The organism is Clostridium acetobutylicum ATCC 824 (assembly GCF_000008765.1).
Taxonomy (GTDB): Bacteria; Bacillota; Clostridia; order Clostridiales; family Clostridiaceae; genus Clostridium_S; species Clostridium_S acetobutylicum.
Genome location: NC_003030.1, coordinates 1,907,284 through 1,931,260, shown reverse-complemented (window position 1 = coordinate 1,931,260; position 23,977 = coordinate 1,907,284). Strand labels below are relative to the sequence as shown.

At 28.9% G+C, this 23,977-nt stretch carries 23 protein-coding genes; 4 read left to right on the top strand and 19 right to left on the bottom strand.

The genetic code is table 11. The features are described 5' to 3' along the window. Window positions 1-105: 105 nt before the first annotated feature. From CA_RS09255 to CA_RS09185, 15 genes are all read right to left on the bottom strand, one after another. Window positions 106-2,034 (bottom strand): NAD(+) synthase, encoded by a 1,929-nt coding sequence (locus CA_RS09255; RefSeq protein WP_010965088.1) that lies wholly within the window; start codon window positions 2,032-2,034, stop codon window positions 106-108. A gap of 49 nt (window positions 2,035-2,083) precedes the next feature. After that, on the bottom strand, window positions 2,084-2,689 hold the full coding sequence (gene nadD / locus CA_RS09250) for a nicotinate (nicotinamide) nucleotide adenylyltransferase (RefSeq protein ID WP_010965087.1): 606 nt from the start codon (window positions 2,687-2,689) through the stop codon (window positions 2,084-2,086). A gap of 1 nt (window position 2,690) precedes the next feature. Next, window positions 2,691-4,160, bottom strand: a complete 1,470-nt coding sequence (locus CA_RS09245) for a nicotinate phosphoribosyltransferase (RefSeq protein WP_010965086.1) — start codon at window positions 4,158-4,160, stop codon at window positions 2,691-2,693. 27 nt (window positions 4,161-4,187) lie between these two features. Continuing rightward, window positions 4,188-4,556, bottom strand: a complete 369-nt coding sequence (locus tag CA_RS09240; protein WP_241393152.1) for a hypothetical protein — start codon at window positions 4,554-4,556, stop codon at window positions 4,188-4,190. A 196-nt stretch (window positions 4,557-4,752) separates the two neighbouring features. After that, window positions 4,753-5,403: an isochorismatase family cysteine hydrolase gene (locus tag CA_RS09235; RefSeq protein ID WP_010965084.1), complete on the bottom strand. Its 651-nt coding sequence runs from the start codon at window positions 5,401-5,403 to the stop codon at window positions 4,753-4,755. 21 nt (window positions 5,404-5,424) lie between these two features. After that, window positions 5,425-6,348: an NrtR DNA-binding winged helix domain-containing protein gene (locus tag CA_RS09230; protein ID WP_010965083.1), complete on the bottom strand. Its 924-nt coding sequence runs from the start codon at window positions 6,346-6,348 to the stop codon at window positions 5,425-5,427. Between the two features lie 103 nt (window positions 6,349-6,451). Continuing rightward, window positions 6,452-6,577 (bottom strand): hypothetical protein, encoded by a 126-nt coding sequence (locus CA_RS20345; protein ID WP_275541672.1) that lies wholly within the window; start codon window positions 6,575-6,577, stop codon window positions 6,452-6,454. Between the two features lie 22 nt (window positions 6,578-6,599). Continuing rightward, window positions 6,600-7,253 (bottom strand): HAD family hydrolase, encoded by a 654-nt coding sequence (locus tag CA_RS09225; RefSeq protein WP_010965082.1) that lies wholly within the window; start codon window positions 7,251-7,253, stop codon window positions 6,600-6,602. 387 nt (window positions 7,254-7,640) lie between these two features. Continuing rightward, window positions 7,641-9,386 (bottom strand): hypothetical protein, encoded by a 1,746-nt coding sequence (locus CA_RS09220; RefSeq protein ID WP_010965081.1) that lies wholly within the window; start codon window positions 9,384-9,386, stop codon window positions 7,641-7,643. A gap of 413 nt (window positions 9,387-9,799) precedes the next feature. Next, the gene (locus tag CA_RS09215; protein ID WP_010965080.1) at window positions 9,800-11,086 is read right to left on the bottom strand and encodes a glycoside hydrolase family 68 protein; all 1,287 of its coding nucleotides are present in this window, start codon (window positions 11,084-11,086) and stop codon (window positions 9,800-9,802) included. Window positions 11,087-11,152: 66 nt separating this feature from the next. Next, window positions 11,153-12,697 carry a glycoside hydrolase family 32 protein gene (locus tag CA_RS09210; protein WP_010965079.1) on the bottom strand — a complete coding sequence of 515 codons (1,545 nt, stop codon included), beginning with the start codon at window positions 12,695-12,697 and terminating at the stop codon, window positions 11,153-11,155. A 97-nt stretch (window positions 12,698-12,794) separates the two neighbouring features. After that, complete coding sequence (locus CA_RS09205) at window positions 12,795-14,222, bottom strand: glycoside hydrolase family 68 protein (RefSeq protein ID WP_207717297.1); 1,428 nt, start codon at window positions 14,220-14,222, stop codon at window positions 12,795-12,797. Between the two features lie 179 nt (window positions 14,223-14,401). Further along, window positions 14,402-15,145: an anti-sigma factor domain-containing protein gene (locus tag CA_RS09200; protein ID WP_010965077.1), complete on the bottom strand. Its 744-nt coding sequence runs from the start codon at window positions 15,143-15,145 to the stop codon at window positions 14,402-14,404. Window positions 15,146-15,155: 10 nt separating this feature from the next. Further along, window positions 15,156-15,857, bottom strand: a complete 702-nt coding sequence (gene sigI, locus CA_RS09195) for an RNA polymerase sigma factor SigI (RefSeq protein ID WP_010965076.1) — start codon at window positions 15,855-15,857, stop codon at window positions 15,156-15,158. Window positions 15,858-16,629: 772 nt separating this feature from the next. Further along, on the bottom strand, window positions 16,630-16,770 hold the full coding sequence (locus CA_RS09185) for a hypothetical protein (protein WP_158306566.1): 141 nt from the start codon (window positions 16,768-16,770) through the stop codon (window positions 16,630-16,632). Window positions 16,771-17,088: 318 nt separating this feature from the next. On the opposite strand from CA_RS09185, the gene CA_RS09180 reads away from it, so the two are divergent. Both CA_RS09180 and CA_RS09175 read left to right on the top strand, forming a co-directional pair. Next, complete coding sequence (locus CA_RS09180; protein WP_010965075.1) at window positions 17,089-17,988, top strand: TraB/GumN family protein; 900 nt, start codon at window positions 17,089-17,091, stop codon at window positions 17,986-17,988. A 216-nt stretch (window positions 17,989-18,204) separates the two neighbouring features. Further along, entirely contained in the window at window positions 18,205-18,342 is a 138-nt protein-coding gene (locus tag CA_RS09175; protein WP_158676967.1) for a hypothetical protein, read from the top strand. Window positions 18,343-18,636: 294 nt separating this feature from the next. Here CA_RS09175 and CA_RS09170 read toward each other — a convergent pair whose 3' ends face one another. Further along, window positions 18,637-19,305: a hypothetical protein gene (locus CA_RS09170; protein WP_010965074.1), complete on the bottom strand. Its 669-nt coding sequence runs from the start codon at window positions 19,303-19,305 to the stop codon at window positions 18,637-18,639. Window positions 19,306-19,308: 3 nt separating this feature from the next. Next, window positions 19,309-19,866: a sigma-70 family RNA polymerase sigma factor gene (locus CA_RS09165; protein WP_010965073.1), complete on the bottom strand. Its 558-nt coding sequence runs from the start codon at window positions 19,864-19,866 to the stop codon at window positions 19,309-19,311. A 531-nt stretch (window positions 19,867-20,397) separates the two neighbouring features. On the opposite strand from CA_RS09165, the gene CA_RS09160 reads away from it, so the two are divergent. Then, window positions 20,398-21,918, top strand: a complete 1,521-nt coding sequence (locus CA_RS09160; protein ID WP_010965072.1) for a YifB family Mg chelatase-like AAA ATPase — start codon at window positions 20,398-20,400, stop codon at window positions 21,916-21,918. 5 nt (window positions 21,919-21,923) lie between these two features. Here CA_RS09160 and CA_RS09155 read toward each other — a convergent pair whose 3' ends face one another. Beyond that, window positions 21,924-22,649 carry a gamma-glutamyl-gamma-aminobutyrate hydrolase family protein gene (locus CA_RS09155; RefSeq protein ID WP_010965071.1) on the bottom strand — a complete coding sequence of 242 codons (726 nt, stop codon included), beginning with the start codon at window positions 22,647-22,649 and terminating at the stop codon, window positions 21,924-21,926. A 134-nt stretch (window positions 22,650-22,783) separates the two neighbouring features. Here CA_RS09155 and CA_RS09150 point away from each other — a divergent pair, with 134 nt between their 5' ends. Continuing rightward, window positions 22,784-23,152: a YraN family protein gene (locus CA_RS09150; protein WP_010965070.1), complete on the top strand. Its 369-nt coding sequence runs from the start codon at window positions 22,784-22,786 to the stop codon at window positions 23,150-23,152. Between the two features lie 50 nt (window positions 23,153-23,202). On the opposite strand, the gene CA_RS09145 is transcribed toward CA_RS09150, so the two are convergent. Next, a complete protein-coding gene (locus CA_RS09145; protein ID WP_010965069.1) occupies window positions 23,203-23,967 on the bottom strand; it encodes a ribonuclease HII in 765 nt (254 codons plus the stop codon). Between the last annotated feature and the right edge of the window lie 10 nt (window positions 23,968-23,977).

The following is a 23,977-nucleotide window of genomic DNA, read 5'->3' as shown; positions in this document are numbered from 1 at the left end:
ATTACAATTTTATTTTTAAACAAGACTATAGTAAAAACTAGTATTTCTAAACTTTACAAACTTGCAATTAGATATTTAATATAATCGGAAAGCTATAGATATAGTCTATAATTCATCCATCCACAATCCATATGAAGCATCACTCGGCATGCGTAAGTCACCTCTTGGTGATAATGAAACAGAGCCAATCTTTACACCATCAGGCATACAATTTCTTTTAAATTGTTGAGTAAAAAATCTTTTATAAAAGTTCTTTAATGCTGAATGTATAACATCTTCTGAATATTTATCTTTAAAGGCTATATTTGCTAAATATAATATTTTTAAAGGTTCATAGCCACTCCTAAGCATATTATATAGGAAAAAATCATTTAATTCATATGAACCAATTAAATCCTCTGTCTTCTGCTTAATATTACCCTCTTTATCGGGAGGCAACAATTCAGGGCTTACAGGCGTGTTATAAATATCGAGTAGTATGTTTCTAATATCATTGTCCTTTGATGCTTCTGCATACCACATAATTAAGTATTTAACCAAAGTCTTTGGTATGCTGCTATTTACACCATACATTGACATTTGATCACCGTTATAAGTACACCACCCCAGTGCCAATTCGGATAAATCACCTGTGCCTACTACAATAGCACCTTCCTTATTTGCTATATCCATAAGTATTTGTGTTCTTTCTCTTGCCTGAGAATTTTCATAAATAGTATCATGGGTATTTAAGTCTTGTCCAATATCGTTGAAATGCTGTATACAAGCTTTCTTTATAGATATTTCTTTTATTGTAATACCTAATTTTTTCATAAGCTCTACAGCATTATTATAAGTACGTCTAGTAGTACCAAACCCCGGCATTGTAATGCCTATAATATTTTTCATAGGAGCTTTAAGCTTTTTAAAAGCCTCAACTATTACAAGTAATGCTAAGGTACTATCTAAACCTCCAGATATACCTACAACAGCCTTATTTATACCTGTTTTATTTAATCTTTGATATAGTCCTGAAGCTTGCAAATCTAGTATCTCTCTACATCTTATGTTCCTTTTACTTTTATTTGAAGGTACAAATGGTGAAGCCTCAACATATCTTTCTAAGTGCATGTTCTCGTTATAACCTAAGTGAAAGTTAATTGTTCTATATTCTTTATCCTCTATTCTACCCATATAAGTATTAAATTTAATTCTATCACTTATTAGTTTTTCTATATCTACATCTGCATATTTGACATATGAAGCCTCCTCAAATTTTATGTCTTTAAGTATGGATCCATTATCGGCTATAATAGAATGTCCAGAGAATACTAAATCTGAAGTACTTTCTGTTTGCCCTGAAGAAGCATATGCATAGGATGTAATACATTTTGCAGATTGAAGCCTTACAAGATCCCTTCTATAATCTGATTTTGCAACAATTTCATCACTTGCAGATAGATTTAATATTAGATTAGCGCCATTAAGTGTATGATAAGAACTCGGAGGTATGTTAACCCATAAATCTTCACAGATATCTATACCTATGCAAAGTTCTGAATAGATGTCTTTGAAGAGCAGATTTTCACCAAAAGGAACTTTTTTTCCACACAGAATAATTTCATCACTTATCCTTGAAATAGCGCCTGCAAAATTTCTTTTCTCGTAAAATTCATTATATGTAGGTATAAATGTTTTTGGTACTACTCCAAGTATATTTCCATTATTAATTATAACTGCACAATTAAATAACTGATTATCCGCTTTAACCGGCATGCCAACAGCAGTTATCATATTTATATTTGATGTTGAAACCAATAGGTTATTTAATTCATTTTCAGCCCTCTTAATTAAAAGATTTTGATTGAATAAATCCCCACAGGTATATCCTGTAACACAAAGTTCAGGAAATACTAACACTTTAATATGATGCCTTCTATAAGCTTTTTTCATAATAGAAATTATACTTTTAACATTATAATTTGGATTTGCTACCTTAAGTTCGCAGGAAGCAACACCAACTCTTATATATCCAAAATCTTTCTTCATTTGCATATCTATCTCCCCTTATCTAGCTAAATTTCAAATCAATGCCAATAATCATCTACTTATACAAATTGTTTTCTTTTATATATTTAATGATTTTCTTTATTGTTAAATGTTCAATAGTTTTATCTTGTCTAATATTGTTTCTTATTAATGTAGAACTTATATTATTAACTAATAATCCTGGTATTTGAATAAGGTTAGCTTTATATTTTTTTAAGATAGGAATATCCTTAAATACTTTAAAAATCGTATCTTCTCCCCTATCCATAACAATTATCTTATACTCAGTTAAAAGCCTTTGCCAATGTTTCCAATTGAGAATATCCCTGAGATTATCTGTACCTATAATAAAATATATATCTTTATCACTGTTTTGTTTTTTTATAATTTCCAATGTCTCTATAGTGTACAGCCTTCTTTTAAAATCCACATCAGTTGTATTTACTTCTAATCTATTATTGCATTCACAAGCAATTTGAAGCATATTTATTCTATGGTAAGCAGGTATTAATTCTTTCTTTTTATACTGATTTCCTACTGGTACAAACATTAGTTTTTTTGCTCCAGTATAGTTTAATAATTGTTTAGCTAAAGTAATATGTGAAGCTGAGGGAGGATTAAAAGCCCCTCCGTATACCAATATAATATTATTGCTATGCATTTTATTTAACTCTATACTTTTGAATTAATTCCTGCTTTACATGCCATAGCTCCATTGATAAATCAACATAATATTTATGAGGATTAACAAATCTCTTAACTTCATCCCATAGCGTATCTAATTGCTTTTCACAATACTCTCTAGATTCTTCAAGTGTTGGGCTTTCATACACGCATTCTCCATCAATAAATACTGGAACTTGAAGCTTTCTAGCTACAAATTTTGTTATTTTTTTCTTCTTCCAAATATTCTCTTGATCAAATATAGTATATTCCTTATTCTCATCTATTTTCTCATGAGCTAAGGTAATAACATCTGCTATGGCCTTTCCTGTTTCTTTATCATACAATCTCCAAGGTGTTTTATAACCAGGGTTTGTTATTTTTTCAGCATTTTCAGAAAGCTTAATTCTTGGAACTATTTGTCCATCCTCTTCAACTGCAACAAGTTTATAAACTCCGCCAAATACAGGATCAGACTTAGCAGTAATCATTCTTTCACCAACACCAAACACATCTATTTTAGCTCCTTGTGCAATAAGATCTTCAATTATATACTCGTCTAAACTATTTGATACTACTATTTTGCAGTCTTCAAGCCCTGATGCATTAAGTATTTTCCTTACCTTTTTAGACAAATATGCAAGATCTCCACTATCTAACCTTATTCCTTTTAACCTTTTTCCCATAGGCTCTAAAACTTCTTTTGCTACTTTAATAGCATTAGGAATACCACTCTCTAGTACATTATAGGTATCTACAAGTAAAGTGCATGCGTCAGGATAAATTTCTGCATAGGCTTTAAATGCTTCAAATTCATCTCCAAAGAACTGAATCCATGAATGAGCCATTGTTCCAGAAGCTGGCACATTAAACATTTGTTCAGAAAGTGTTGTAGCTGTTCCTGCTGCTCCGCCTATATATGAAGCTCTTGCTCCGTATACAGCTCCATCATATCCCTGTGCTCTTCTTGCACCAAATTCCAATACCGGTCTTCCTTTTGCTGCTCTAACAATTCTATTTGTTTTAGTAGCTATTAGACATTCATGATTTATTGTTATTAGTAACATTGTCTCAATTAACTGTGCCTCAATGGCCTTTGCTTTTACTGTTATAAGTGCTTCATTAGGAAATACAGGTGTTCCCTCTGGAATGGCATTAATGCTCCCTGAAAACCTAAAATTTTTCATATATTTTAGAAAGTCCTCTGAAAACATATTTTTTTCTTTTAGATACTCAATATCCTCTTCTGAGAATTTTAAATTTTTTATATAATCTATTATTTGTTGTAATCCTGCTGCTATGGCAAAGCCTGCTCCATCTGGATTCTTTCTATAAAATACATCAAAATATACTATCTTATCACCGAATCCTTTTAGTAAGTATCCGTTAGCCATGGTTAATTCATAAAAATCCATTAGCATAGATAAATTTCTATCATCTTTAACATTAAATTTTTTTATTTTATTCATAATTGCAGATCTCCTATCAATTTAATTTTAATCATTTGATGCCTTTAAATAATTTGTAATTTGTTTATCTCTATTTTTAAAATTAATTATTTCATTTACTACATACAGAACTACACAATCAATTGAATTTATACTAAATATTAAATGTTCTGAAGTAAAATGTTTTGTTACTTCAATTTTTGAGTTGAATGAATTAACTTTAATGGTAAAAGCAATTGTTTCTTTACAATAGTTGTCTGTATCAATAGAAAATACTAAATCAATACTATACTCTTCATAAACCCTGCCATGTTTTAAATAAACGCTTCTATTTTTTTCTCTAACAATTCCATCAAATTTATTAAGCCTTTTGTTTTTCATTAATTCTTTTAATATATAAGTCAAATAATCTTCCATAATCAAAATATCTCCTCTTTTTACTTTGTACTATATTGATACAAAGCAAAGATAAAAAAAATTTGTTCTTATCTTTCTCATTTTCCATTTGTACCAATATGATACAAACATTATATCATATAGTATTTATTTGTCAATATCTTTGCTCTTTAACTTTGTATAAAAATAAAGCTAAGTTAAAGAGCAAAGTATATTCTTATAAAACTCTATCCACAATCTCTATTCCATTTGACTGCATTTCCCACAAAGAAATAATTTTCATTAAATCGCCGTCATGTGTTCCAAAATCAAATGTTTCAACAGCATTACTTGGAATAATGATTCTTTTATCCATGTTTTTTTGATTAAAGTAAGTTTTTAAAGTGTTAGCAAAATTTGAAACGCAAATATCAACCTCGCATCCACATATTATATAATTTTCTATTTGAGATTCATTTTCCTCAAGCCACTTTTTAAAACCTGGTGCATGAAAACCATTTACACTGTTTTTAGGTATCATTACTGTATTACTATCAAGTAGTGCTTCATTCTTTAACTCAGGAATAAGCTCTGCTTCTAAGCTTCCCTCTAAACAATGTTTAGCATAGCTTTTAAATTCTGTTGAATTATTAGTATGCTCATCTAAGAAAAATATTTTTTTATTTCCTAGGGTTTTCTCATTAATTCTTACAATTTCATCAACTATTCCTTCAACTCTAGGAGAAGATAAGGCTCCCTCATGAACAAAGCCATTTACCATATCTACAATAACTATAGCTGTTTTGTCCTTATCTAAATCATTTAAATCAACAAATTTCCCTTTTATTTCTTCTGACATATTTAATATTTTTTCTTCAAATTTACCCATTATAACTACAATCCTTTCAGTTTATTCATCTAGAAAAGTATGCTGCCAATCTTCATTAAATGTATAACAAGTAGCAGGTCTTCCAGATGTTATCTTTTCTTTTTCAGTTTCAACTACCATCTTTTTAATTTTCCTTCTAAAGTTAGCTCTTGTTAAAGGCTTTTCTAAATTAAGAATAGCTTCAAAGACCTTTTGAGCTTCTCTCAATGTAAAATATTTAGGAAGTCGTGAAAAAGCAATTGGAGTGTATTCAATTTTATTCTTTAATCTTTCTAAAGCACAATCTATTTCTTCTATATGGTCAAATGCAAGCTCTTCTTTACTCCACTCCAAAAGTCTATATGAAGGCACCTTTATTGTAACAACACCATTTTTTTCAAATTTTTCAGTTACCAGATATCCAATTTTAGTTTCACCATCATCTGAAGTTAATAAAATATTATAGGTATCAATTTTATCTATACCAAATCCTTTTGATGATATAAATCTCTTTTTTACTGTAAACCATTTTGCGTCATCCGCATCATCCCCTGCCTTAGGTGTTATGCTTAATTTATCTGCTAAAGCCATATAGGCTACAGAAATAACTCTCATACGCGGATCTCTATTTACATCATCACCAAATGTCTTTAGTTGTTCAAAATACACATTTTCTACATTTGTTTCTTCTTTAAGTTCTCTATAACAAGCTGAGCTTAATCCTTCGTTAATATTTACAAATCCTCCAGGAACAGCCCAACATCCCATATAAGGATGATCTCCTCTTTTAATTAAAAGTATCTTTAATGCTTTATTAGGATCTTTACCTTCAATAGGTACATCATCAACAGTAAAAAGTAACATGTCGACAGTATTGGATGGTCTTTCATAATCCCCGGGTACATATCTATCTAAAAATTCTTTTTCAGTTAATCCATTTCTATTTTTTTTGTTCATGTCTCTCATTTATGTTTTCTCTCCTTACTACAAGTACATGCTTTGTATCATATTAAAACTATATTAGCATCATTTTGATACAAAGTCAACGCTTAATATAAAATAAGTATGCTTAATGATATTTACTTCTTTTTATTGCAACTGAATCACCTTTATTGATTGTCATATTGAAACCTTGCAATATGACTTTTTTCCCATAACTCTTTGTTACATTTTTTATCTCAACTAGCTTTTTCATAATTACCTCCCTTCTTTTAATTTCATATTAAGTTTATAACTTCATCAAGCGTATGTACCTCTTCATATGGCTCATGACACTTATTGCCCTTTTTATTCTCTCGGTTCACCCATATTTTACGCCAGCCCAATTTTGAACAGGGTACAATATCCCACCAATATCCCTTGGCAATATGACAATGTTTTTTTTGTTTTAATTCTAATCTTTCTTCAACATATTTAAAAAACTTAAGCTGTGGTTTATATGCATGAATATCCTCTGAAAGAAAAACATTATTAAAAACATTACCTAATGCATCTAGGTTATAATCAATAATATCATGCACAGAGTTCGACATCAGAGCAAGTTCATATCCTTTTTTATGTATTTTCTCAAGGCTTTCTACTACCTCTTTAAAAGGTTTTAGTCTTTTATGTACTGAAATAATTTCATCATAAGATTTGCTAAAAACATTAGTAACTAACTCCATATCACAATACTCCAAAACTTGTTTTATTAATTTATCATAGGGGATATACGTTTCACCATACATAAGCCTATCCTCATAATTCACATAGATATTTACAGCATCTTTCGAATTTAAAATGTTATTTTTTGCAATATTAGATATGGCATCAAAAACAGGTTTGGTATCAATAAGAGTTCCATAACAATCAAATGTTAAAATTCTATCCATTGTTTCCTCCTCTTGTAGATAAATTTCAATTATTAGCTTTATAGAATGCAGGATTGCTTTACTATAAAATAAAAATAAAATTAATATTATCTTAAATTATACTATATTAAGGTTACAAATGTTTATTGTACAGTCATAAATTTACAAATTATTGACATATTTATGTTTTTATAATACGTGCAGCATAATGTCAAAACATGAAATTTTAAAGTCTTGTGGTTTTTTAAGCAAAAGTTATTATATGTTTATTTTTTATAATTTTAGTTATGTAAATTTCTTGCTAAATCAAATACATAACAATCAGTTAAATCATCCAATATAAAAAAGGTCGCCTGAATAAAGCGACCATGTAACTAATTAAAGTATATAATATATGATAAAATTTAATTAATCTCCTGCTTCATATACATAGTCAAAATGTAACCCTGGAATTATACTTATAGGATCAACTCCTGCTTGAAATACAAAACGCCAAGTTCCCATTAGTTGAACATTGTTAGTTCCATTTTCAACATAGTTGACATCTATACCTATATTACACTGTTGACCAGAATCTCTCCAGAAAGATTCGCCTGGAGCCATAACCTTCCAGTAATTAAAATCTGATACGCGTGCTACATCGTTTAGTGATCTTACATAAATATCTTTTACAGCTGCAGTTGTTGGTACATTTGTAACGTTTATATTCGCTATAGAAGAATATCCTGTAGTAGGCCCTGTAATATAGTTATCTGCATAAGCTGTTGTACTATCGTATATTAAAACGGGATCTCCAACTGTTAAATGTATTTCATCATTTAAAATAGGTGTATCTTGTATTAAGCTTGGAGAATATATAACTAAGTAATAATCTTGACCAGCTGTTGTATTTAATCGTGCTTTTTCTGCATATTTATAGTTAAGCCCACAGTATTGACTCCTATGTGTTGACGCATTATTAGGATCATTTGTATCAAAAAGAACTTGTAAATTTTCCGTATCCCTAACTTGGAATCTTAATTCTGGATAATTATTTAGTAATGTTATTACAGTTGAACCATCAGCGGTAAATTTAAACCATTCTTGATTTTTATTAGGAGTATATTCTTGAATAAACTGTTTTACATTTTCATTTGTATATTTATCTAATATAATAGTGTTTTGTATTCCACTAAGCATAGCCTCAACATCATTTTTATTTCCAATCATAAGTCTATAGGAGTTATATGTGCTATTAGATGACAATACAGTTGGTGTTATTGTTATTGTATAATTACAAATTCCTGCATTTGAAGAGGGTTTGTTAATATATACCCACTTTTTATCGTAATTATATACGTTTTGCACTACGTTTCCACTTTGATCAGATATTTTTAAATTCATATAATCTTTACTTGTTCCTGTCAAACATATTGCAGCTGTATCCATTTTAGAAAAGTCAACCGCTACATTATATGTTTTTACATCAGTTGTAGATTGAAAGGTACCTTGAAAAGCTTGGTAATCCTCTGGTGGTATAACATGTATAGAATATCCAACAATATTAGACTTAGCTCCTTTAGAATCCGTTACCTGGTAGTATAAATCAAAATCACCAGCGTTGGTAAATTGAGTAACAAAACCTTTATTATCCTGTAAAACGCCTAATATATATGCACTTGGGAAACCACCTACTGCACGTGACAAAGCATCTCCATCGGCATCTGTGTCAGACCAAATCCAAGCAATTTGTGTATTTGTTGTAATTTCTCCATTTTTTAATGACTCCGGATTAAGTATATATGGATCCAATTTAGCAACTGGTGCATTATTTGATTTATCTCCTGCTGCTGAAGCAACACTATTTCCTTTATACTTAGATACCGAATTATCTTGTCCACTTTTAATAATTGGTAATTTTATTTTATTTTTTAAAATTGTTTTGTTAAATGGAATTACTTTTTTATTATTCTTTAAATCATCTAAAGAAAGTTTTTCATTGTTATCTGTTCTAACCAATGACTTATTAGAGTCTTTATTTAATTTTAATTTTTGAAATTCTTTATAAGTTAAATTTTGTAGTCTTTTATTATTACTTGATGCCTTAACTACACTACTAATTGACCCAATTAATAGTATACTCATCGATATTGCAATAATACCCTTAATTTTCATATAGTCTCCTCCTATATACAAATTTATATTAATGCATGCATCGATTTATAATGGGAGCTCCTACACTTTTGTTATGTGTTGATGAATTTGGTAATTAAAGAATATATTCTCTACATTTATTATATCACTATAATTAAAAAATAAATACATAAAAGTATATTTAATACATTTTTAGTGTAAAAAGTTATTAAATATACCTCATAGCATCATTAAACATAAGCTTATAATTTGACATTTTTTTATATCATTATTCTTATAGATAGATTCATAAGCTATACTAGGATGGTATAAAAAACTATCTATAGAAACAAAAAGTCACTATAGATAGTTTTTTAGTTCTCTAAATATAATTTGATTAATAAGTTCTCTGAATATCTTCTTAAGTTTTACTTACATAAAAATAATATTAGTAACTAATGTGCAGGCGTAACTACTCCTTCCCCAAGCCTTCCTATAATTTTTGATTTGTATCCCTTTAAACTAATTTGCAAGGTTGGTGCAAAGGTGCCACCATATCTAAGCTGCCCATTAAAATGATACTCATTTATAAAACTTAAGACATCATGTCCGGATACTAAATACCATGAGTATGTTTGATATGGATCATTAGTTGGGTTGGTTATTACAAGACCATTTCCGTTTAAGGGTTTGTAATTACTACGCAAAGAATTGCCACAAAAACCATATAAACCGTCTACACCATTTAATCCTTGAGCATAAGTAAATTTGTGACTTATAGTAAATAAATAGTATTTATTTTTTTTCATTACAATTTGTGGGCGTTCAAGCTGCTGGTTAACGCCAACTGCTTCAAGTAGTGGTGGTAGCAATTTAAATCTTGTCAAATCTTTATTTTGGGCAACAGCGATACCAACATTCCCATTAAAATTTTCTACTCCTCGTGGTGCTATATGATTTTTTCGAAATAATTTATCACCTATATTTTCAGGTTTCATTTTTTCAATTTTTCCGCCCTTATTTCCTTCGAATATTAAGTAGTCCTTTTTGGTTTTAGGATCTTCAAAAAAATATGGATCACGAAAAGAATATATTATGGGTCCTTTTGCTTGTTGCATTGTTTGATAGTATACACCATCTGGCTCAAGAATAACTTGATGTTTACTACAATTCGTAATATGAACTCCACCTTTATCAACGTTTATACTAAATTTAGTTTTAACTAACCTCTGCTCAAAGGTTCTAACCGCTTCTCCTTTTCTACCTGTGGCAGTATAAAAAAATTGAACCATTCCATTTTCATCGAGTATTGCCGAACCTGCCCATTGTCTAGATCCAAGAGCATCTTCCACATTGTAAGCTAGTCCTTTGTATACCCAATTTTCACCGTCCGTTGAGCAAAAATAACTTATACCTGCAACATCATGACGTTTATTCCAGCCTACATTTCTAGATGCAGTCAAAGCAAAAATAACCTTGTATCCATTAACTACTGCTAAAGATCCATCTTTTTTTACAAGCGGCCAAGTATCCCAAACCCAAAGATTAGGGGCAGTAAGTTTAAAATTCGGATTGATATTAGGTGCTGTGTTTTCTTTTGTACATTTGAAATTTTGCGCCTGCTGGCGTGACCAAATACTAGTATAGCCTGTGTTATGTCTAAGTATTAAAAATGGAATTGTTAGTATTGCCAAAATAACCATTAGCGAAGATATCATTTTATAAGTTTTTCTTGTTTTCAAATATATTTCTCCTACATTTTAATATTTTGTATTTAATTTGTCGTTCTATATTTTCAAAATATATATTTAATCAATATGCTTAATCGTAATATTTTTAAAGACGGCTTTACCTTTAATAGAAAAAAGAGTTATTCCTTTGTCTTCTGGTCTCGGAAATACCTCATTTGAGTAAGTAATTTTGCCATCATCAATGAATACTTCTACACTTACTTTATCAACAAAAATTCTTAGATGAACCTTCTTATTATTTATATCAAATGGTGCTCTGCTTTCAACATATTTTTTGCTTTTATCTGGATTTCCTGTATAGGCTCTATTCACATAGGAATACTTACCTTCAGTGAAAATTCCAACGTCAATATGGCGTTTTTTATCTAGAGACTCTCGAAGTCTAATTCCTACGTTCTTAGCATCTACCCAATTTATGTCTGTATCGAGTTGATATGCCTTACCTTGAACCTTAAGATGTTTTAATCCCTTTACTGAAATTTGCTTAAATTGATCTATTGATGTTGTAATATTTTCTATTCTTTTAATAGGTTTTGAAAGCAAACTATATGTATTATCCTTTTGTTTACTTAGAGTGATTTCTCGCACAATAGAGTCCATTCCGTTAAACCTATTCTGAATTGTTGGTGTGTTATTAGCATAATCCCAGTTATTCATCCATGCTAAAGCATAGCGCTTTTTTAGGTTTTTGCTTTGATTTTCACTCTCAAAAGTCACAGCTGCATACCAATCAAAGCCGTAGTCTAACCATTTAGGAGTGCTTATATCGGCAATAAATTTTTTTCCGTCATAATTTCCTACCCAATATGCATAGGTATTTGGCTCACCTGAAACTTTACCGTTAGCACTAGTACCCAAAATCCACTTATAATTTCCATCATTTGATTGCATCATAAAAATATCTGGGCATTCTACAATACCAATATTGTTTGTAAAAAAATCACCTGTGTGTTGCCAGTTTTTTAAATTATAAGATTCATAGAAACCAATTTTTGTCCCTTCAGCTAAGACCATCACCCATTTATTATTTTTAAAATCCCAAATGATTTTGGGATCTCTAAAATCTTTTGTACATGGATTAGGTATTATAGGCTGATTACTATAGGGTTTAAATGTTCTTCCTCTGTCTGTACTGTACCAAAGAAATTGTTCCTGCTTATCCATACTTGCAGAAGGTTGTGTTACTATAGCAACAATAGCACCTTTTCCAAAACCCGCTGTATTTTGTGCATCGACAACGAAAGATCCCGACCATATATCTCCATTCTCATTTGTATATTTAGGAATACAAACTCCCTCATCTTTCCAAGTTACTAAATCTTTAGACGTTGCCTGACGCCATTCAGTACCATTACCATTAGGATAGTCTTTGTTATACAGATAATAGTAATGATACTCTCCATCAAAAAATACAGGCCTTTGAGGGTCGTTTTTCCATTTATTAGGCACTGTAAAATGATACACTTCTCTATAATTTTGTTTTTTAGTGGTAGTAGATTTTATTGTGCTATTATTTTGTATATATAAGGATAATAAAACAATTAATATTATAACTGTAAAAATCATTAAAATAGTTAATAACTTAAGCTTTTTTCTCTTCAACTTAATGCATTCCTTTACTTGTTTATATAAAACTTATAATTAAAAAATGCCGATAAAATATCTGCATTTTTTAATTATTTAAGACATAGGCTAGTATTTAATAATTATCAATAGTAAGTTGTCCTTGCTGAAGAATGCTATTTGATATAACAGATGTTTTGGTTCCTTTAATATTAAGTAGAAAACTTGGTGCAAAACTAGAGTGATGATCTGAATACATTCCTCTATTTGTTATGTAACTTGTTATTACTACGTTTTTACCATTAGTTTGAGGAACAGCAAAATGAGAGTACGTAAATGTTAGATCAGTAGGATCAAGGTTTAAATTTAGTACAAGGCCAGTTTTATTCAATGGTTTGTATGGACCAGTCAAGGAATTTGAACTAAAACCTAGCATGTATATATCTTTTGAACTTATTCCATTAATAGTCATTTTAGATCCTCTTGAATCTGTAAATAGGTACCATCTACCATTCATTTTAAATACATTAGCACGTTCAATTTCATCTGTTACAGTATTGGATGCAATTAATGGTTTCATTTCTTTTTTTAATGTATAGTCATTATTTAATTCAATAATGCCTAGTGCCCCATTAGCTAAAGAAGCATCATGCTTTTTATTAGTATCAATTAATAATTGATCTTTTTCTGTTTTAAAGAAACTTTGACTTCTACCATAAAAAGCTTTATTGAGTAGAGAAGTATCTCCTTGGTAACCATCGTTTGTTCCTGTGTTAGCCTCGAAAACAAGATATTTGCGGCCATTATCTTCCACATAATGAGGATCTCTCAAGGTATGATTATCGCCAGAACTCCATTTACCTTCATCTATAAATTGCTGAACGTTCTGATAGATTGTCCCATTTCCTCCGTCAAAAACAGATTTATGATCACTTACACTATCAATATTAATTGTATTTGAATCTGGTTGAGATAAATTCACTTGAGTAGTTGTTATAACTTGATTACTAGCATCTGTTCCACCATCTTTTGCTACTCCCGAAAAATCTGTGTAAAACAAACGAACTTGACCATCAGATGTTAAAGTTGCAGAACCAGACCATTCTTGTGTTTGATACTTAAGATAAGGATCATTGGCAACGTATTTATCACTATCTTTAAACACTTTACCTGCATTCTTCCAACTATCAATGGAGTTTTCTCCAATCTTTTGATAAAACATATAAATAGAAGTATCATCTTGATTTTTAGGATCACCTGCCAAAGCGAAAACAATATGATACCCATGGTAGTTAGCCACTGTTCCATCACCATTTTGCAATGGCCAGCTATCCCATACATCCAAATCTATCAAATTACCATTCTTATCATAACCCTTTGCTGAAGCTATATTTTTTAATGTTGATGCATTAAATTGAGGCACTTTAAATTTTAAGTCATTTTGCTCCATTGGTATTTTTGACATATTATAACGAGTAATATGCGAAACTCCATATGTTTCTTTGTAATTCATGTCATTAGTTGAAGCAAAAGTTTGCTGAGTTATAATTCCACTACAAATCATGGAACCAATTAAAATGCACTTTACAATTTTTAACTTATTCACTACTAAAACCTCCAATTAACTAGTTTATTATATTTGCACTATTTTCTTCCTTTCAATATATAAATACGCAAACTTTATTATTTTTTTAAGGTATATTAAAAATAAAATTAAAGTTTTTTTGCCTATTAAGCATACTGTTAATAATTTTCTTCCTGATTAGCTATGTTAATAAGTTCATCTATAGATTTTTTATTTAAATCATAAAATTTATAGGAAGGATTATTTTTTATAACTTTATTTATTAAAATAAACTTATCTATTGGAATGCCTACTTGTTTGGATTTTTTATAATCAATATCATTTCCTAATACAATCATGGGCCTTGCATTTATCTTATTTTCCTTAATATAATGTTCCAATGAACTATCAATACTTTCATCATTAATACTTTTGCTAGAACTTGCTATTGTTATTACGATTGTATTTTGTTTTCCAGAATCAATAAATTTATCGTTTTGTGCTGTTCTAATAAAGTTATTGATTACTACATTAGTAGCTTTAAATTTCAAGTTTCTCATTTTTTTTACAATAGAAACTCCTTTTTTATTTGCTGCCTGTAATTTTATAATATTTCCAAAGTAATTATAATGTATTTCCATGGCCACATTTTTATTATTATTAGGATTTATATCAACAACTACATATTCTCTTGTGAAAATCATGCCATAAATCAAAGAATTTATTATAAAAAAAATTAGTATTGCAGTTGCAGCCAAAGCAAATCTTCTTAAAGCTTTTTTTGTACTAATTTTTTTACTTTTTATATTTATTTCTTGTCCGATTTTTGCTCTTGTATTTAATTTATCTATTTCTATAAAATCTCCTTTTTCTGTTAGTATGATAAGTTTATACTTTAATTCTTCAATTACAATTCCCTTCATATTTTCACCTTCATTCTATATATTCTCGTATCAATCTATAGTCACCTATTTCTGCAATTACTAATGCTATGATGTATATTCTCCCTCTTTCAAGCTTTTTTCGATTTATGTATATATTCTTTTCTATTTCTTTTATAGGTAGTCTTTTTACTCTTATCAATTTATTAAGAATGTCTTGGTTATGTACAATAACGTTAGCAATGTTCTTATAAGTTTTCTTTAACTTTTCTTGTTTTGGAGAAGCTTGTACTAAGTTTACAAATTCAATTCCCCATTCTCTAAGCTCCTTTTTATATTCTAAAATCTCTAATCTTCTTATTTCATTTATACTCTTATTTTTATATTGTTCCATTGCCTTATTGAACATTATAGGATTTATATCATTATTTTCCGAGTCATAATTTCCTTGCAAATAAACTATATTTTTAAATTTTTGATTTTTTCTATAATAATCTATAGCTCTTAGAATAATAACTCGCTTAGCAAAACTTAGAAATTTCCCTTTATTTCTATCATACGATTCAACAGCTTCTTCAAAAGCTATCATACCAATTGAAAGTTCATCATCATATCCATATTGCAAGTACTTTCCCGTTTTTTTCTGCAAAAGGCTTGCTATAAAAGGCTTGTACTCTTGAATTAGTCTATTCAATTCTTCTTTACTTTCTTTCGCCTTCTGTATACGATCTTCAAGTGACCTGTTAAAAAGCATATCTTCACCTCACAATGAAATTTTTTATATATATTCGATACCAAGCTTATAAAAATTAAGGTGTTGTGGTTTTAAAGTTAATAATATTTTTTTACATTAATTTTAACACAAACTAATTATTCATATTCTTAATTTATTTTATAATACTATATGAAAACCTAAGAAAATGCCCAATTATAAAAAACGTAAAACTTTATCCCTTCAATAATTTAGTTCAAGTTATTAATTTTATTAAATACAGAGATGTACTTTCCTATAGAACTAAAAATACTATAAGAAATAGCTTTAACTATGGAGTTGATTTTTCAGACATAGCTAGTCAATCTGCTTTAATAAGGGTTCTTGAAATCGCTGCTTATGAAGGTCATAACAATTGTTATGGTTATCCTGGATATGGTAAAACTATGTATGAATTAGGAAAAATATTTAAAGACTTCAACGATTTTATTAGTTCAGAAGAATATATTTTAAAATCGTTAGCTTTTACCAAAAATCAAACATACTATTTTTTAATTAAAGATGTCATTTTTTAATCAATATATATAGATGCAAATAATGCCGAAAATTTAATTTCTATTGAAGCTTAGTTCAGGATTTCTTAACGTAATATTTTAAACGGCTAAATAATTAGTATTATTTATATATTAAAAATCTGATTCTATCAAAAAAAATCGTATAGAATTAATTCAAGCTAGTATTTGTACGTTTTTTTAAAAGTAAAAAGCAATTTTAAAAAATAAAGACGTTTTAATATATGCATTTAAAAGTAATCTTATCTACAATATAAAAACGACGACAAATTCAGATTTGTCGTTGTTTTTATATTGTATCTTTTTAATTTCTCATCCTTATCTTGTTTTTCTTTTTCAATCTTTTTAACTTCCTCTTTCCTTTCTTGTTCTAATACTTCCATATATCTCTTTTAAATAATTACTTCTGCAATATCCGGATCATTAAATACCTCCATTCCCCTTTCACCTCCTTTTGATAAATCTATAATGTCATATGCTTTACCATCTAGATAATAACTTGTTCATTATTATGAACGATAGATTTTTGTGAATAACCTCCTCATATTCCATACTTTTAATATTTTCATCTCTTTTGAATTTTGCTCATCATGTCAATAACTATATTTCTGATATAATTAGTAGCAAATATGTTATAATTATGTAAAATCAACTATATAAAACCAATTATAAATACTAAATTTTATTGGGGGATTTATAAAATGAAAAATCACAAAAAACTAATTACACTTTCAATACTACTTTTAATTCTCATAAGTTTAATTGCTGTATACAATATAAAAAAATACACTAAGCCAAAATCAGAAGGCATCTTTTACAAAGTAGAAAGTAACGGAAACTCATTATATTTGGGTGGTACAATCCACATTGGAAAAAATGAGCCTATTAAATTTTCTAAAGCTGTTGAAAATGCCTATGAAAAATCCACTACATTAGTTGTAGAAACCGACATTACAAACACTAGTACAATACGTAAATATGGAAAAGATGTAACTTACTCAAGTGGTGATAATTTATACAAGCATATAACTCCTGCCGCAAAAAAACATATTGAACCAATTATGAAAAAATTAAATTTAAATCTTGATACCTACAAAAATGATACTCTAGGTTATTTATACAGTACCATTCTTAATAGTGAATTATTATCTGATGATGCAAACAGCTACGGCTTTGATTACTATTTTCTAAAAAGAGCTAAAAATGATAACAAAAAAATTGTTGCTTTAGAAGATGCTAAAACTCAAGCTGCCGCAATAAATGCTGGTGGAGATGCTTATCAAAATTATCAACTTGAAAATATGCTCTATCCTGATGATGCTAAAAAAGCTTTTAATACTCAATATAATGCAGTCTTAAATGGTGATGTGAATTATTTTGAAAAATACGACTTTGGAAAGAATTCAAATAATAAAGCCGTTCGAGATTATTACAATTCTCTAATATTACAAAGAAACATTAACATGTATAATAAAATAAAAAGTTATATATCCTCAGGCAAAAAATATTTTATAGTTGTTGGAACCGGACACGTACTTGGACCCGATGGACTTGTAAAAATGTTAAAGAAAGATGGTTTTACAGTCACAAGACTTAAATAAAAGCTTTTTATCACCTTAATTAGGATTCTTTTAGAGTATAGTGTCCAATGTCAAACTTTGTTTATTTTTATATGAAGTATTTAAATGAATAACATTTATAGTATATATTTTTAACTTTTTATATGAATTGAAACAACGATATAAGAAAATGCATAAAAAAAGAGAGTGTAAAATAGTCTGTGTAAACCTCAAAAAATGATATGATAAATTATCATAATGAAGAAAGCATGGACTAAGTCTTTCTCTAAAGATGAATTAATAAAAATACTTGATAAATACTCAAATATAAAAACAGCCTTTGATCTTGATGTTCCTAGAGACCGTTCAAGCTCATTTGAGCGCTTGAAATTGTAAAGAAGCATCAATCTCATTTAGAAAGTTCTATTATTGGTATGGATGTAATTCACTCTAAAGTAAGAAAAGGCAATGCTTAATAGTAATAAAATCTTGGAAAAATAATTTAGATGAGCTTACTACATTTTTTTAATAATGGCCTCACTTATGCTTAATTAAATATATATTATGATGTAATAAAAATACATTTAAATTCAAATAAAGTTGTAGGCATATATTTACCCCCAACCTTAATAAATTAAAATTTATTTTTCTAAAGTTTACACAAAATGATTTACCCTCTTATAACTATAATTATTTTGTGATTCCTGACCTCATAATCGAGCTCGAAATAACAAATATTATAAAAATCATAATAATAATTATTATAGATACATAAGCTATTTGAATCTTTCTATCTTGTATCATGCGAATATTTACTTTAATATTATTATTCCTAATATAATTTAAAAATTTAATATGTCTGTCTCCATTGTATATTTCTACTTTTATCTCTATTCCGCTAGTTGATTTTATTGCAAATACCGTAAAATTATTTTTTATTTTTTTACTTTCAATATATTCGACATCTTTAAATCTAAAATTTTTTATTTTTAAAACACCATAAGCATCATTCGTTTCAATTCCAAATATACCCTTGTTAGTCAAAACAATTCCTGTTTTTGTACCCCAATCATTCGATATAGCACCTTCAAGGGAATAATATCCCCCACATACCATTTGATATTTCCTAACTCCATAGGTTTCTGCCCAAAACATATACTCTACCTTTTCATCATCTTCAAATTGTTTTTCAACTTTTTCAAATGCTTCTTCCATATTAACTTTCATATATAACTTTTTTACCTTATTCTTCATTTTAGAAAGTACATCATCATCAACCTTCTTTGTTTCATACTTCTCTATCTCTTCTTCACTAACTACAATATCATTATAATTTCTAAATAGATTTTTGTCATCCATAACCTATCCCTCCTTACCTACACTTAAAACTTTTTTTAGCTTTTTTCTACCACGACTTAACCTATTATAAACCGCAATAGACGTTAAGCCCATATCTTTTGATATCTTCTCAATTGACCAATCATTCATATACCTTTTTATAAAAATCTCTTTGTCTTTTATACTTAAATTATTTAGAAGTTCTATTATTGATTTTCTATTTTCTTCTTTCAAGTAATCCTGTTCAATATCTACTAAAGAATTTAATTTCACATTATCTATATCAACACTATTCATAATTTTTTTTAATTTCTTCTTGTAATCTAGTGCTTTATTCTTAGAAATAACAATTATCCAACACTTTAAACTTCCTCTTTCCTTTGAGAAGCAATCCATATTCCGCCAGATGCACATTAATATATCATCTACGCATTCTTCTATACTTTGGCTTTCATGACTTTTATTTAATATAGATGTTACTACATTATGAATCATAATTCCGTAGCATTCTATGAATTTATTAAAAGAATTCAAATCACGCTTCAATATGCCTTCTACTATTTCTTCATCAACTTTATTCACTTTAATCCCCCCTTCACTATATATACTTCTTGTATAACAATTCTTTGTCATAATGCATCATCTTAATTCTTTGTAAATCACAATCAAAATTGATATTTGTAATTTCTATCTTTATAATCTTCTATAGTTGTTTTCTACTTCTTTATTTTTATCTTTTGCCTTTATATATTAAAAATGACTCATTTTAGTTATATTTCTTTTAAAAAATTAAATTTAAAATATTATGTTACCGCCGTCTATTGCTGATATTTAATAATCATCTTGCTGCAAATTTTGCTTATAATCTTACTTTAAGTTTACTTTTTATTTAGTCGTCATAATTTTAGTTATGTAAACTAAATTGAAGTTAATACAATAGAGCATTTAAAAACAACTTCTACTCTAAGACACTATTTTGTTAACCACTATATTAACTATACTTATTCACCAATTAAAAAAGCCTACATTTATAATTGGTAATATCACTTATCTGTATTATTTTAATTAATTTGTCAATAATTTATTTTATAAGGTATTTAGGAGGTAATTAAAGTGTCCACAGTAATATTAAAATCAGCCTCATTAACTGGGATAAATGGCTTCATGGTATCTGTTGAAATTGATGTGTCAAAAGGTCTTCCCGCTTTTAATATAGTTGGTTTAGCAGATGCTGCTGTTAGAGAATCAAGAGAAAGAGTTAGAGCCGCAATCATAAATTCCGGTTTTAAGTTTCCAGTATGCAGAATAACAATAAATTTAGCTCCTGCGAGTTTAAAAAAAGAAGGCTCTTCCTTTGACCTACCAATAGCTATAGGTATTCTTCTCTCCACAAAACAAATTTATTTTGATAATATAGATGACTTTTTTCTTATTGGCGAATTATCCTTAAATGGTAATCTAAAAGGCATACGTGGTGCTCTTCCTGCTTTACTTGAAGGAGTACATACAAATTTAAATAATTTTATAATCCCATATGAAAACCTAACAGAATGCTCCATTATAAAAAACATAAAACTTTATCCTTTCAATAATTTAGTTCAAGTTATCAATTTTATTAAATACAGAGATGTACTTCCCTATAAAACTAAAAATACTATAAGAAATAGCTTTAACTATGGAGTTGATTTTTCAGACATAGCAGGACAATCTACTTCAATAAGAGCTCTTGAAATCGCTGCTTCTGGAGGCCATAACATAATTCTATATGGTCCTCCTGGATCTGGTAAAACTATGCTTGCCAAAAGACTCCCCACTATATTACCTCCTTTAAGCTATAAAGAAGCTTTAGAAGTAAGCAAAATATACAGTATAACTGGACAATTTGATAACAAAAATTTAGTTTTCAAAAGACCTTTCAGAGCTCCTCATCATACTAGCTCAAAAATATCCCTTGTTGGAGGTGGGAGTAAGCTTTTTCCGGGTGAGATTTCTCTTTCTCACAATGGAGTTTTATTTTTAGATGAGTTATTAGAATTCAAAAGGAGTTCAATTGAGGTACTGCGTCAACCTCTTGAAGACAAGGTTATAAGATTTTCTAAATCGTCAGGTAATGTAACCTACCCTGCTAACTTCATGTTTATATCCGCTATGAATCTATGCCCGTGTGGAAACTATGGTTCTAATAAAGAGTGCACCTGTACAGAATATCAAAGGAAAAGATATGTTTCAAAATTGTCGGGAGCAATTATGGATAGAATTGATATATTTTCTTCTGTAAATTATCTTAACTATGAGGAAATTAAAAAAAGAGAGCATTCAGAAAGCTCTGAAGCCATACGCAAAAGAGTTACAACTGCAAGAGAAATACAGGAAGTTAGATTTAAAAATGATGGTATATATTGCAATTCACAAATGAATAAAAAACATATAGATAAATACTGCAAGCTAGATTACGAGGGTACAAAAATAATGAAAGCTCTACTTTCCAAGTTTGAAGTCAGCACAAGAGCCTACACAAGAATATTAAAAGTGGCAAGAACAATTGCTGATGTTAATGAGAAATCAAAAATAGCCTCAAAAGATATAATTGAAGCTATTCAATACAGAAAATTTATTGATGAAAAAATTGTATAAAACCATTATCTACTTTTAAATTTCTCTGACTCTATTACAAAAGTCCTAAATAGCTTTAAAAATTCAGGGTATTTAGAAGATAAATATTCCGGATGCCATTGAACTCCTAGTACAAAAGTATTGTATTTGTGCTCAATACCTTCTACTATGCCGTCAGAGCTTTGTGCCGATATTATAAATTTATCACTTAGCTTTTTTATTGCTTGGTGATGAAAGGAATTCACTTTAATTTCTTCCTCGCAAAATATATTAAAAAGCTTTGAATTCTTAACTATATTCACAGTATGGTATAAGTTTGATTTAGAGATTCCCACTGGACTATGCCCATTAGAGTTCTCAACCTGCATATTTATATCTTGATAAAGGTTACCTCCAGATACCGAGTTCATAAGCTGCAAGCCTCTACATATCCCTAAAATAGGCATGTCTTCTTCTAGTGCCTTTAAATATAACTTTTTTTCATATTCATCCCTTTCCGGAGATGTGTAATTAATTTTATTTGTAGGGTTTTCTCCATAAAAAAGTGGATTTATGTCTTCGCCACCTGATAATATCAAACCATCTATTATATCTATATAATTTTTAATATCATCATCTTCTCCACCAAGTGGAATCAATATAGGAGTTCCACCTGCCATAACTATGGATTTTGAATAATAATAATTTAAAAATGTAAAAAGATTGCCATTTTCATTTTTACATAATGCTGTAATTCCAATTACGGGCCTCATTTGTTCACTTCCTATACTTTATTATGTTTAGCTTCTGTGCTAAATTATAATTATTTAATCAATTATAATAACTTTGTAACAAACTGTCAACACTTCACAGTAGAAAATTAATATTTTAAGAAAAGAGGTAATTTATGCATAGATTGAATAAAAAAGCAGGCGATTATGGTGAAAAAGCAGCAGAAATATACTTAAAAAAATCAGGATACACTATACTTAATAGGAATTTCAGATGCTTCTTAGGCGAAGTGGATATAATAGCAAAGAATAAAGATTATATTACCTTTGTAGAAGTTAAATCTAGATGGAGTGATACCTACGGCTTGCCCTGTGAGGCAGTAAATTACAGAAAAAAATTAAAAATTTATAGAACTGCTAAATATTATATCGCAAGTAAGAGTCTAATAAACTATAACTTTAGGTTTGACGTCATAGAGGTAATACTAAATCATCAAAATGATTCTTACGATTTAAAATTTATAGAAAATGCATTTCAAATATAGCAATATAAATAAAAGCACACAGACTTAGATTCTAAGCTGTGCCTTTTTATTTATATAATATTTTTCAAAAAGCTCATACGATGTATTGGTGTTGTTCCAAATTTTTTTATAGCATCTATATGATCCTTGGAACCATATCCAACATTGCTTTCAAAGCCATACTCTGAATAGCTTTTAGCGTACTCACCCATTAAATTGTCCCTATATACTTTAGCTATTATTGATGCACAAGCTATACTTGCACTTTGTGCATCGCCTTTTACTATGTAATGATTTTTTATTCCAATTCCTTTAACTGCATATCCATCAGATATTACAAGTTCAGGCACTTTCTTTAGCTTACTTATGGCAATTTTAAATATTTCATTATTACACCATGAGATTCCCTTTTTATCTATTTCATTATTATCCAATGATGCAATCTCCCAAGCCAAAGCTTTTTCTTTTATAATTTCCGATAGCTCTTGCCTTTTTTTAGAGCTTAATTTCTTTGAATCATTTATTCCAAGTATAAGGTCTAAATCTTTTTCTACATTCAACTCTAAAATTACAGCTGCACCTACTATCGGACCTGCAAGAGGTCCCCTTCCAACTTCATCTACACCTGCAATAACAATGTTTCCAAATTGCTTATCAAACTCATACAGCTTTTTTACCCTTGCAATTTCATTTTGTTTTTTTTCATAGGCATTTAGAATCTTTTTACCTAGAGATTTAACGTTCTTTCTTGTGTCATCCATAATATCGTGAGCTGCTGAAAGCCTACTTTGCTCATCCATATCTTCCAAAGTGCTTTTTATTTCTTTAAAGCTCATTTGTAAAAAA